Origin of the sequence: Vibrio sp. 1CM8B (genome assembly GCF_023161685.1) — a bacterium.
In the GTDB taxonomy this organism is placed as follows: Bacteria; Pseudomonadota; Gammaproteobacteria; order Enterobacterales; family Vibrionaceae; genus Vibrio; species Vibrio coralliirubri.
This window is the reverse complement of sequence record NZ_JALNTU010000002.1, coordinates 260,413-272,400: the sequence shown is the minus strand read 5'-3', so window position 1 is coordinate 272,400 and position 11,988 is coordinate 260,413. Positions and strand designations below refer to the sequence as shown.

At 44.2% G+C, this 11,988-nt stretch carries 13 protein-coding genes; 4 read left to right on the top strand and 9 right to left on the bottom strand.

The window, feature by feature from the left end:
- Positions 1-10 precede the first annotated feature (10 nt).
- Entirely contained in the window at positions 11-613 is a 603-nt protein-coding gene (locus MSG36_RS05030) for a YitT family protein (RefSeq protein ID WP_017060757.1), read from the bottom strand.
- 347 nt (positions 614-960) lie between these two features.
- Here MSG36_RS05030 and glyA point away from each other — a divergent pair, with 347 nt between their 5' ends.
- Positions 961-2,211, top strand: a complete 1,251-nt coding sequence (gene glyA, locus MSG36_RS05025; RefSeq protein WP_048612231.1) for a serine hydroxymethyltransferase — start codon at positions 961-963, stop codon at positions 2,209-2,211.
- 490 nt (positions 2,212-2,701) lie between these two features.
- On the opposite strand, the gene MSG36_RS05020 is transcribed toward glyA, so the two are convergent.
- The 6 genes from MSG36_RS05020 to tsaA all read right to left on the bottom strand — a co-directional run bounded on the left by MSG36_RS05020 (position 2,702) and on the right by tsaA (position 7,218).
- Complete coding sequence (locus MSG36_RS05020; RefSeq protein WP_019819867.1) at positions 2,702-3,028, bottom strand: hypothetical protein; 327 nt, start codon at positions 3,026-3,028, stop codon at positions 2,702-2,704.
- A gap of 232 nt (positions 3,029-3,260) precedes the next feature.
- Positions 3,261-3,452 (bottom strand): DUF4250 domain-containing protein, encoded by a 192-nt coding sequence (locus MSG36_RS05015; RefSeq protein WP_010436438.1) that lies wholly within the window; start codon positions 3,450-3,452, stop codon positions 3,261-3,263.
- Position 3,453: 1 nt separating this feature from the next.
- Complete coding sequence (locus tag MSG36_RS05010; protein ID WP_008222923.1) at positions 3,454-3,657, bottom strand: YaeP family protein; 204 nt, start codon at positions 3,655-3,657, stop codon at positions 3,454-3,456.
- A gap of 168 nt (positions 3,658-3,825) precedes the next feature.
- The gene (locus tag MSG36_RS05005) at positions 3,826-4,515 is read right to left on the bottom strand and encodes a tellurite resistance TerB family protein (RefSeq protein WP_050644938.1); all 690 of its coding nucleotides are present in this window, start codon (positions 4,513-4,515) and stop codon (positions 3,826-3,828) included.
- 190 nt (positions 4,516-4,705) lie between these two features.
- The gene (locus tag MSG36_RS05000; RefSeq protein WP_019821597.1) at positions 4,706-6,421 is read right to left on the bottom strand and encodes a proline--tRNA ligase; all 1,716 of its coding nucleotides are present in this window, start codon (positions 6,419-6,421) and stop codon (positions 4,706-4,708) included.
- A 101-nt stretch (positions 6,422-6,522) separates the two neighbouring features.
- Entirely contained in the window at positions 6,523-7,218 is a 696-nt protein-coding gene (tsaA, locus tag MSG36_RS04995; RefSeq protein WP_248366558.1) for a tRNA (N6-threonylcarbamoyladenosine(37)-N6)-methyltransferase TrmO, read from the bottom strand.
- A gap of 124 nt (positions 7,219-7,342) precedes the next feature.
- On the opposite strand from tsaA, the gene MSG36_RS04990 reads away from it, so the two are divergent.
- The 3 genes from MSG36_RS04990 (at position 7,343) to MSG36_RS04980 (ending at position 9,704) form a co-directional block, all read left to right on the top strand.
- Positions 7,343-7,603: a type B 50S ribosomal protein L31 gene (locus tag MSG36_RS04990; protein WP_009847432.1), complete on the top strand. Its 261-nt coding sequence runs from the start codon at positions 7,343-7,345 to the stop codon at positions 7,601-7,603.
- A 1-nt stretch (position 7,604) separates the two neighbouring features.
- Complete coding sequence (gene ykgO, locus MSG36_RS04985) at positions 7,605-7,730, top strand: type B 50S ribosomal protein L36 (protein ID WP_004734365.1); 126 nt, start codon at positions 7,605-7,607, stop codon at positions 7,728-7,730.
- Between the two features lie 387 nt (positions 7,731-8,117).
- Entirely contained in the window at positions 8,118-9,704 is a 1,587-nt protein-coding gene (locus MSG36_RS04980; protein WP_048606691.1) for an AbgT family transporter, read from the top strand.
- Positions 9,705-9,826: 122 nt separating this feature from the next.
- On the opposite strand, the gene MSG36_RS04975 is transcribed toward MSG36_RS04980, so the two are convergent.
- Together MSG36_RS04975 and MSG36_RS04970 are read right to left on the bottom strand one after the other, a co-directional pair.
- Complete coding sequence (locus tag MSG36_RS04975; RefSeq protein WP_082241876.1) at positions 9,827-10,756, bottom strand: hypothetical protein; 930 nt, start codon at positions 10,754-10,756, stop codon at positions 9,827-9,829.
- A gap of 9 nt (positions 10,757-10,765) precedes the next feature.
- Positions 10,766-11,929, bottom strand: a complete 1,164-nt coding sequence (locus tag MSG36_RS04970; protein ID WP_248366557.1) for a BamA/TamA family outer membrane protein — start codon at positions 11,927-11,929, stop codon at positions 10,766-10,768.
- Between the last annotated feature and the right edge of the window lie 59 nt (positions 11,930-11,988).

Genomic DNA, 11,988 nt, shown 5'->3' with positions numbered 1-11,988 from the left:
GTGATTGGTATTAAGACGCGTAATTCACCGAGTAGCGAGTTGGTTTGTGGTTCATTGCCAATACGATGTTTAATACTGCGGTGCCTAATACAGATACGGCAATTACCCAAGGTGACACGAAGAAGAACGATGCAAACAGAATACACGCATCAATACCCATTTGTGTTTTACCTACCGAGATACCGTAGCGGTCTTGGATAAACAAGCACAGTACGTTGAAGCCACCAAGACTTGAGCGGTGACGGAATAGGATTAGCATACCTAAGCCCATTAATAAGCCGCCGGCAACAGCACAATAGATCTCGTTATGAACTTCTAGCGAGATAACTAAGTATAAATGATCGGCAAACACAGATACTAAAGCACCAGAAATCGCACTGCTAATAGCAAAGCTGCGGCCGAATCGTTTCCATGCTAATAAATAGAATGGACAATTGGCAACAAAGTACAAAATACCAAAGGTTACAGGCAAAAATTGACTCAAAAGCAGGGCCAAGCCAGTAGTACCACCGGTAAGCAGGTTCGCTGACTGTAAAAAGAAGACGCCTAACGCCACTAAAAACGTGCCAGTGAGAATCGCTACCCAATCTTCTTTACGTGAGTGTTTTTCCATCGTTTTTATAATTACCTAACCAATAAAGGCGTGCATAGTAGAGAAAAACCTTAGCTTTCGGTAGCTTGAGGTGCAAAATTAAGGTAAACCTATGTAATCTGCGTTTTACAGGGTGTAAAGCGTAAAATTGACAGTAAGCGTCATCTTTGGTTGGATAAGCTAAATAACCATGATGAATCTTATATGTGATTATGAAAAAACTGCATGATAAAATTGCAATTAGCTCTTTATGACCTAGATCAAATTATGTAGAATGCGTCACATCAAAACGGTGACGGAAACGTTTGCTTTCGGTCGTTGTGTGGTTTTTTTGAAACTTTCAGTACAATCTGAGTCAGGAGATACAGATGCTTAAGCGTGACATGAACATTGCTGATTACGATGCGGATCTATTCGCAGCTATCCAAGAAGAAACTCTTCGTCAGGAAGAGCACATCGAACTTATCGCTTCAGAAAACTACACAAGCCCACGTGTAATGGAAGCTCAAGGTTCTCAACTTACAAACAAATACGCTGAAGGCTACCCAGGTAAGCGTTACTACGGTGGTTGTGAGTACGTAGATAAAGTTGAAACTCTAGCAATCGAACGTGCATGTGAACTGTTTGGCGCTCAATACGCAAACGTACAACCTCACTCAGGTTCTCAAGCAAACAACGCTGTATACATGGCACTGCTGAACGCTGGCGATACTGTTCTAGGTATGAGCCTTGCGCACGGTGGTCACCTAACTCACGGTTCTCCAGTAAACTTCTCTGGTAAGCTGTACAACATCATTCCTTACGGTATCGATGAAGCAGGTCAAATCGATTACGAAGAGATGGAAGCGCTAGCTATCGAGCACAAACCTAAGATGATCATCGGTGGTTTCTCAGCTTACTCTCAAGTTTGTGATTGGAAGCGCATGCGTGAAATCGCTGACAAAGTAGGTGCTTACTTCTTCGTAGATATGGCTCACGTTGCTGGTCTAATCGCTGCAGGCGTTTACCCGAACCCAGTTCCACATGCTCACGTTGTAACAACGACAACGCACAAAACGCTTGCTGGTCCTCGTGGCGGTCTTATCCTTTCTAACGAAGGCGAAGATCTTTACAAGAAACTAAACTCAGCAGTATTCCCAGGCGGCCAAGGTGGTCCTCTAATGCACGTTATCGCTGGTAAAGCAGTAGCGTTCAAAGAAGCTCTAGAGCCAGAGTTCAAAGAATACCAAGCTCGCGTAGTTGCTAACGCAAAAGCAATGGTTGCTGAATTCCTAGCACGCGGTTACAACATAGTTTCAGGTTCTACAGAGAACCACCTGTTCCTAGTTGACCTAATCGACAAAGACATCACAGGTAAAGAAGCAGATGCAGCACTAGGTGCAGCGAACATCACTGTGAACAAGAACTCAGTACCAAACGACCCACGTAGCCCGTTCGTTACTTCAGGTATCCGTATCGGTTCTCCTTCTATCACTCGTCGCGGTTTCTCAGAAGCCGACGCGAAAGAGCTAGCAGGTTGGATCTGTGACATCCTAGATAACATGGGCGACGAGTCTGTTATCGAAGCAACGAAAGCAAAAGTACTAGAGATCTGTAAGCGTCTACCTGTTTACGCATAATTTTTCTGCGTAGTAATTTGAACTTCGTTGTCGAGCATGCTCACTTACATCCGTAAGCTCCGCGTGCTCTCCTAGAATTTCAAACGACTACTTTGAAAAACGATGAATTTGAAGGCTCCTGTTGGGAGCCTTTTTTATTGTCTGGTAACTCTCAGAGAGCAAACGGATTTCTGTGTCGCACATAGTCATTTGTTAGCGCAAACTCCGTGTGAGCTCCTTGAACTTCGCTCATCTACTTTGAAAAAGTGTTTAAAAGGTCCCTGTTGGGGCCTTTTTTGTATTCGTAAGTAATAAAGTCGTTGTCGAGCATGCTGACTTACATCCGTAAGCTCCGCGTGCTCTCCTAGAATTTCAAACGACTACTTTGAAAAATGACGATATTAGAAGCTTCTTTATTGGGGCCTTTTTTGTCTTTGAAGATTGGTTATTGCGGGTACTAAAAAGGGCTGATGTTTGCACATCAACCCTTTGTGGTTTTCTTATGTTGGTTTTACTTTCTGATGCTAAGCAGGGTGCCAGATTTACACTTGAATGAGTAATAATGGCGGCTCTCGTTGAATTTACCTAAGCCTTCGCCGTCACAGTAATCGATATTGATATCACGCATCACTTCTAGCGTGTCTTCGTTATTTAAAGCGAATTTAGAGCCATCAGAGCAGACAATACGCACTCTTTCATCATGGCTTACTGAGTAAATATCGACTTCGGTGTTACACAGCTCAAAAGAGGCTTCACGAAAATTGTCTTGCTGTGTATTTGAAGCGCAACCTGCAGTCAGTGTTGCAGCGAAAACTGCCAAAAGTCCGAGTCTTTTCATTGTTAATCCTTCGCTATCATCAGATTTGGTGATGAGTTTTATATGCTATTTTAGGTAGCCTATACAACAATACGCTTTGGTTCAAGGAGCGTTCGTTGACTCTAAGATATAAAAGTATAGATGTAGACAGATAATTTATAACTGGCTAACTACATGTTTATCCAATACGTATCACCAATAAAAAAGACCAACACTGAGGTTGGCCTTTCAAAATCAAGCATGTTCTAAATGACTATCGAAACTGTTTGGCTTCTGGAAGGAATTCAAAACCAGCAGACGCAAGTTTAGCGATCAATGCTGCCTTGTCGATCTCGTAGAAGTTGACCACTCGATCCAAATCACCACCGAAGTCGTCACGTAGCTTCATGTTGACGATACTCATCAACATTACAGGATCCATTTTTTCAAAATTAGCGAGGTTCATATTAGTCCTCGAAATCTGAGATCAGCAGGTTTGCAGCGGCAAATGCTGCACGCTCACGCGCTTCTTTAGGAAGAGATTCATCTGCAGCAAGGTCGTTCAATGTTTTTACCGCGCAGGTGATCGCTTTAGGGATATAGCCTTGGTCGCCACTGCCAATTTGAGAATACAGTTCACGCACCAAATCACAACAATCGTATACTTTCATTTTTATACCTAACCAAATGATAACTGATCTCAATATACACATAGAGATAAGCAAAAACAAAGTGGATCTGATTAAGTTCAGAGTTAGTTTGTTCTTGCTCAATATCTCATTCTGTTGATGTTCAATGTATCACTTTGCTAGCTTGCCGATTAGCCGGATATTGACGGCTTAACCAGAGATTTTCTGTTCAAGTTGATAAGTAACTTCATCAGCAAGGTTGAGTTGCTTGGCTAACTCTTTGAGGTAGGCCTTCTCCATGAAATTTTGTTCATCCGCTACAATCAAAGACGCTAAATAGATCTCACTCGCTTGTTGAGGTGAGGTCGCGAGCTGAGCGATTTCGCTTGGATCGAGCGGTTTGTGCAGCTCTTCAGAGACCAATTTCGTCAGTTGATAATCGGCACCCATATTTTCAACGGCTTGTTCGATCTTAGCCATCTCTTCTTCATCAACATGACCATCCGCTTTGGACGCTGCAATCATCGATCTGAGAATCAGCACGCTATGGTTTGAGTCGTTCTCATCAAATTGAGCTTGTTCGGCATTCGGTGTTTGGCCTTGTTTAGACTGGTAGTCGTTATAGACCTTGTAAGCAAGAGCACCAAGTGCTGCTGCGCCACCAATGCCAGCGGCTTTCTTACCCATTTTCTTGGTTTTCTTAGAGCCCATTAACGCACCTAACAGTCCGCCGCCAACTGCGCCTGCACCGAAGGCTCCGAGCGTATTTTTACTGCTACTCTTGCCATTGCTGCCTTGAGAAAGGCTACTTAAACTTGAAGACCCTTGTGAAAGTTTCTGAGTGCCTTGTTTAACGAGATCTGATTTAAGGGCTTGGTTCAGTAAGCTTTTGATATCCATCGATACCTCCAATGGTGAGCATGTCCAAAAAGTTGATGAGACCAATATACGGATTTGAAGATGAACAGGGGATTAACTTACGTTATTTACTCTACTGATAAATAGAAGGGAGTTTGAAGGGAAACGACAGGCACAAAAAAGGCCACCTGATGGTAGCCTTTCAATGTTTATCTAGTCAGTAATCGGATTACTAAGCTAGTTGAGCCTTAAGGTGCTCGATAACCGTGTCCATTGCGATAGCTTCTTTATCACCAGTACGACGGTTTTTGTATTCGAAGTTGCCTTCGTCCATGCTGCGATCGCCGATAACGATAGTGTGAGGGATACCCACTAGCTCGATATCTTTAAACATAACACCTGGGCGCTCTTTACGGTCATCGAATAAAACTTCGATACCCATAGCCGTTAATTCAGCGTATAGCTTCTCAGCTGCTTCTTTAACACGCTCAGATTTGTGCATGTTCATTGGTACGATAGCAACTTGGAATGGTGCTAGTGCGTCTGGCCAAGTGATACCAAATTTATCGTGGTTTTGCTCGATAGCAGATGCAACAACACGTGAAACACCGATACCGTAACAACCCATTTCTAGGATTACGCTCTTACCATCAGGACCAAGCACGTTACAGTTCATTGCTTTAGAGTAAGTATTACCTAGTTGGAAGATGTGACCAACTTCGATACCACGCTTAAGCTGAATAGTACCTTGACCACATGGGCTAAGGTCGCCTTCAACAACGTTGCGTAGGTCTTCAACTTGAGCAAGCTCAACGTCACGACCCCAGTTGATGCCGAAGTAGTGCTTACCGTCTACGTTTGCGCCAGCGCCGAAGTCACTCATTACAGCAACAGAACGGTCAACGATGAATGGTAGCTCTAGACCAACAGGGCCAAGTGAACCAGGACCAGCACCAACAAGTGCACGGATTTCTTCTTCAGAAGCCATCTCTAGTGGAGAAGCAACCTGTGGAAGGTTCTCTGCTTTCACTTCGTTCAGTTCGTGGTCGCCACGGATGATTAGCGCGATGATATCAGCGTCTACTTCATCAGAAGCTTTAACGAATAGAGTCTTAACAGTCTTCTCGATTGCTAGACCGTGTTGCTCTACCAATTCTGCGATTGTTTTTGCGTTTGGCGTATCAACCAGTTCCATCTCTTGAGTTGGCGCTGCCGCTTCAGTCGTTGGAGCTAGTGCTTCTGCTTTCTCGATGTTCGCTGCATAATCAGATTCTGAAGAGAATGCGATTAGGTCTTCGCCGCTTTCAGCAAGAACGTGGAATTCTTGAGAGCCGCTGCCGCCGATTGCGCCAGAGTCTGCCAATACTGGACGGTATTCAAGGCCCATGCGGTCGAATGCTTTACAGTAAGCATCGTGCATCGCTTGGTAAGACTTTTCTAAGCCTTCTTTATCGATATCAAAGCTGTACGCATCCATCATAGAGAATTCACGTGCACGCATTACGCCAAAACGAGGGCGGCGCTCATCACGGAATTTAGTCTGGATTTGGTACAAGTTTAGAGGTAGCTGTTTGTAAGAGCTGATCTCGTTACGTACTAGGCTCGTTACCACTTCTTCAGCTGTTGGGCTAAGAACAAACGGGCGAGAGTGACGGTCTGTGAAACGAAGTAGCTCAGGACCCATCTTTTCAGAACGGCCAGTCTCTTCCCAAAGCTCAAACGGTTGAACTACGGGCATCAAGATTTCAACGGCACCTGCATTATCGATCTCTTGGCGAACGATATTTTCGACTTTACGCAGTACACGTAGACCAGTAGGTAGCCAAGTATATAAACCTGAAGCTAGCTTACGGATCATACCTGCACGTAGCATCAGCTGGTGGCTGATAACTTCTGCGTCGTTTGGAGTCTCTTTCAGAGTAGAAAGAAGGTAGTTACTGGTACGCATTCTATGGTATCCGTTTCATCATTGATAAAAGAAAACTTGCTGTCGTTCGTGACCACAGCAAATCTGATATAGCCGCATATAATATCAGCCTATTTGGGATCTCAAAAGCGTTCAATGTCAGTTACATTGATGAAAAGCGTTTCAACCACGAATTTCACGTTAAGATCGAACAAATTTACCGCATATTCTTTGTTGTCAGGCTTACCTTTCTTATAGGCAGGGCGAGGGTCTTGGCCTAATACTTCTTTGATCACCTGAATGATATGGCGCGCTTGTGGATGGCTTGCGAGCTTACTTTGCGCTTGCTGCGAAAAGTTAACGTCGAGCACCTCTGGTTCGTCGGCGGCGAACCCTCCCAATGCATCCGGAATCGAATCTGAGTAGGGGATATAAGGCTTGATGTCGATGATCGGTGTACCGTCTACTAAGTCGACGCTGCCGAGATCCAACCAAGTTTGTCCTTTTTCTTGAGACACACCTTTTAGTTCAACCGCAGACATGCCAATTCCATTCGGTCTGAATGTGGCACGAGACGCGAATACACCAATACGTTCATTCCCGCCAAGGCGAGGTGGCCTCACAGTTGGTTTCCAGCCTGCTTCAAGGTTCTTGTCGAACAGAAATAGTAACCAAACATGGCTAAATTGCTCGATATCACGAACAGACTCAAGGCAGTTTGCTGCATCAACCAACCTGACTCTTGAGATGGATGTGGGTACCAACCTAGGCTGTCTTGGCACAGCGAACTTCTCTTTATAAGGAGACTCAATAAAGCCAACAGGTTCAATGGTGTACATAGTTGGGTGTTCTCTGATTACGATTAAGACGGAAAAATATCATAAAATCGCTTGTTTTTCTTTTGATAATAATTATCATTTGAAATGTTATAACATATCAAATTAGTTGTTTAAGGGAAATACAATGAAACCGAATATCCATCCAGATTACCGTCCCGTGGTTTTTCATGACACCAGTGTCGATGAGTACTTCTTAATCGGCTCAACGCTAAAAACAGACCGTACTATCGAATGGGAAGACGGCAATACTTATCCTTACTTCACGATTGAGGTGTCGTCAAAGTCGCATCCTTTCTATACGGGTAAACAACGAGTGCTACATAAAGAAGGACGTGTTGCGAACTTCACTCGTCGTTTTGGTCAATTAGGTAAGGGAGCGAAATAGAATGAAAGTTGTGAAATCACTTAAAAGTGCGAAAAGTCGCCATCCTGATTGCCAGATAGTAAAGCGCAGAGGTCGTCATTATGTTATCTGCAAAACCAATCCGAGATTCAAAGCGGTTCAGAAATAGTCAGTCAAATTGATGTGACGCGAGTGTAAAAACGAGGGGAAAGTCAAACTTCATTCATTTGTCTGTTTTTCTTTTCCCTCGAGAAGAACCTGACAGAATATTGCGTATTAACTTAGAGTATGGCGTGTTTTATTTTCAAGTGAATCAATGGGTTATATTATCAGTTATATTTGTAGTGAATGTGTATTTGTGAATTATAAATCTAGATTTTGTATTTAATGTAGATTTATTTGCTAATTAATTGTTCAAATAGAGTTAAAAATCGTCGTTTGTTACACATTTTGTAACATTTTGAATTTCTAATTGATAATTTTGTCGCGTACCCTTCGCTGGCAATTTGAACATTTTTGTCACAATTGCATAGGAATCACTACAAGGAGGGAACTGATGAGTTCATCAGCTTCAATAAAAAACAACTCGCCAAAGAAACCTATTTTTACCCGTTTTCTCGATGGTGTTGAATATTTGGGGAACCTATTACCCCACCCGATCACTCTTTTCGCAATCTTCTGTGTCGCTATTCTAGTTACTTCAGGTATCGCAGGATATTTTGATGTGTCTGTTATGGACCCTCGTCCAGAAGGTGCTCCAGGTCGTGCTGCTGACGGCATGATCTACGTTGTAAGCTTACTTAATGCTGAAGGCTTACAGCTCATTGTTACTAATCTAGTGACAAACTTTGTTGGCTTTGCGCCATTAGGTACCGTGCTTGTTGCAATGCTAGGTGTAGCGATTGCTGAGCACTCAGGTCTATTATCTGCGGCGATGCGTGGCATGGTAATGGGCGCATCTAAGCGCATGGTTACGGTAACCGTAGTTTTTGCCGGTATTATCTCTAACACGGCTTCAGAGCTTGGTTATGTAGTACTTATCCCGCTTGCAGCAATGCTTTTCCACTCTTTGGGTCGTCACCCATTAGCAGGTCTAGCGGCAGCATTTGCTGGTGTATCTGGTGGTTACTCTGCAAACCTTCTAATCGGTACGGTTGACCCACTGCTTTCTGGTATCACAGAAACAGCAGCACAAATGATCGACCCGACTTACAGCGTTGGTCCTGAATCAAACTGGTACTTCATGTTTGTTTCTACTTTCTTCATCGCGATTACAGGTGCATTTGTAACTGAGAAGATTGTTGAACCAAAACTGGGTAAATACAATGACGAAGAAGCGTCTGAAGATTTATCAAATGATTCAATGGGCAAGCTAACAGACGTTGAGAAGAAAGGCCTTAAGCTTGCGGGTATCGCAGTGCTAGCGGTTTCAGCGCTTCTTGCTTGGACGATTGTTCCAGCTGATGGTGTTCTACGTTCAGCAGCAGGTACGGTTTCAGGTTCTCCATTCCTGAAAAGTATCGTAGCGTTCATCTTCGTATTCTTCGCAGTTCCTGGTTTTGTTTACGGTAAAGTTACCGGCACAATGAAAACAGACCGTGATGTAATCAATGCAATGTCTAAGTCTATGTCTTCAATGGGCATGTACATTGTACTTGTGTTCTTCGCTGCTCAGTTTGTTGCTTTCTTCAAGTGGACTAACTTCGGTCAAGTATTCGCAGTTGCAGGTGCTACTTTCCTACAAGATATCGGCCTAACGGGTCCAATGTTGTTCTTCGCATTCATCCTAATGTGTGGCTTCATTAACCTGATGATCGGTTCAGCTTCTGCTCAGTGGGCAGTAACAGCGCCAATCTTCGTTCCAATGCTAATGCTAGTAGGTTACGCGCCTGAAACGATTCAAGCGGCTTACCGTATCGGTGATTCAACAACCAACATCATTACGCCAATGATGAGCTACTTCGGTCTTATCCTTGCTGTCGCGACGCGTTACATGAAGAACCTAGGTATCGGTACTCTGATTGCAACTATGCTTCCATATTCAATCGTATTCTTGGTTGGTTGGAGCTTAATGTTCTACGTTTGGGTATTCGTATTTGGCCTACCAGTAGGTCCAGGTGCGGCAACGTACTACACGCCTTAGTCTTTAGATTTGTCTGTAGATGACTTGTTCCTATAGACAAATCTTGCTGACAGATAGCTCTCTTATAGAGAACAAAAAAACCTGCGTTTATCGCAGGTTTTTTTTCGTTATGCCGCCGGGAACTAGTAGGAATAGGTCATGATGACATTGACGATTTTTCTGCCCGGGCCACCAATGAATTCAAGGTTTGCTCCGTAAGTTTTTGTGATATTCCAATTTGCTCCGATTATCGCAGAGTAGTCTTCTGCGCTTTGTTGAGATAATTGATACGACAACCCGTCTACACCTAACGCGTTGTTTTCTTGCGTTAACCCTTCGCTGTGCATGTAAGCGGCACCCACATAGGGGAAAATGTTACCCCAGTTTTCAGTTTGAATTAGTTGGCCAACTCGAGGGCTGAACAGCATGGTTTTGGTATTGGTACGCTCATCGTCGGTGCGAGAGTGCGTCATACTGGCCGGAAGTACATAAGTGAAATCCCCAACCTGACCGACAATATTCATCGAAAATCCCCAGTTTGTGCCTTCCACATCCGGGTAAAACTCTGGGGTACTGACGGATTCTTTAGCGCAAGTGGGCAACCTTGGGTGATTATCGCAAGCTTTAAAGAGTGAGGTCGGTATTTCGGCTGTTAATTGAGTACCACCCGAGAAACGCCCAACATGCACGCCCATTTGTAGGAAGGGAAACACCCAAGCCGCAGCGCGCAGCTGCATGCTTTTGCTCTCGATTTCAGGATCGCCAAATGACACCTGCGAAAGGTCGTATCTGTCTCCTAAATCTACGTCGCCAACTTGAACGCCCAAATCATACATTTCGATATTTTGCGCAGAAGCGTTACCGATGAATGAAAGAGAAAACGGTAGAGGCAGGGCATAACCGAGATCAATGGCCTTTTGGGCATGAAAAGGTAAAGCGTGTTCCCACTTCTTATTGAGCTTCTGCTGTGTTTCGGCATCAGGAAAATCGACTCGTGCACTTTCTTCTGCCCAACTTGATGTTGCGCCGATAGCCAATGCGACAACCGCACTTAACGTTATTAACTTTGTCATGCTGACCTCTTAAAACGCTTCGTTGATCGACAGGTAAAGGCCTTGTGCATCATTGGAGCCAAAGCCGAGGTCGACACGAACGTTCATACGAGGTTGGAGTTCATAACGATAGCCAACGCCGTAGCTGTAAATTTTATCCTGATACAGGTCATTGATGTTTTCAGCCGTTGTTGCGAGACCGGCCCACATCGTAAAGCCGTGTTTGGTGTAATCACCATTGCTCATAAATGACTGGCGATACTCCATGGTGTGCTCGACGCTGTGCATATCACGGTAGCGTCCGTAATAGATGCCACGCATGGAATCTTGGCCGCCAAAGGTTGGCAGTTCGTAATAGGGAACATCGCCTGCGCTGAAGTTTGCAGTATTGAGAAAAGCCAAGGTGGAGCCTTTGATTGGTGTCCAGTAAAGACGGTAATCAGCTTCAGCTTTTTCAAAATTGGAATCACTGCCAAAGTTGTCTTGGTAGCTCGCATATTCAAGGCTCAGAAACTGACCTTGACGAGCATTTACTGCGATGTCGCGGGTATCCCATTGTAAGGCTACACCTACCCCGAGCGTGAAGGGGTTATTTTGACCGTAGATAAAATCGGTATCTTGAGCGACGTTTGATGAAATAGATTCTTCAATCGCCTTTTTATACTGCAGGCGAAGTATTGGCCCTAGGTAAATGTTGTTACCCAAGTGCATTCCGAGATCAGCGTTGTAGGTGACGAAGTCATAGTCGACTAAGTTCTCTTCATCTTTACCGTTATTGACCCCTGACTGATAACCAGTACCGAAATAGTACAAGCTTTGTTTACCCATCGATAATTGGCCGAAGTAGCGCAGTTTATTCTGTGGAGAAAATATTTTTTGTTTAGAACGAACACCAAAACCGACGCCGCTATCCATCTCATTAGCGATACCCACTAATGTGATGGAAGACCGTTGAGTTTTACTCGGCTGTTCAGGTGTCGTGTTAAATGAGTACAATCCACCGATGGCTAGCATAAAGCCAGTTTCTGGCATGTAAGCCGGGCCCCCAAGCAGTGAAAATAATCCGCTATCTTTGTTGTCTGGTGTTGAGGGGAGAACGGTATCTTCTTGTGCTAAAGAAGTAGAAGAGAATCCAAGAAGCAGGGGCCAGATCCATTGCAACGAGCCAAAAATAGTCGTTGTTTTACGTAGCATGGTGCACTCATGTGTTCACTAAAAGAGGGAGTATCCATGTCTGCGCTACGAGGAGGTAA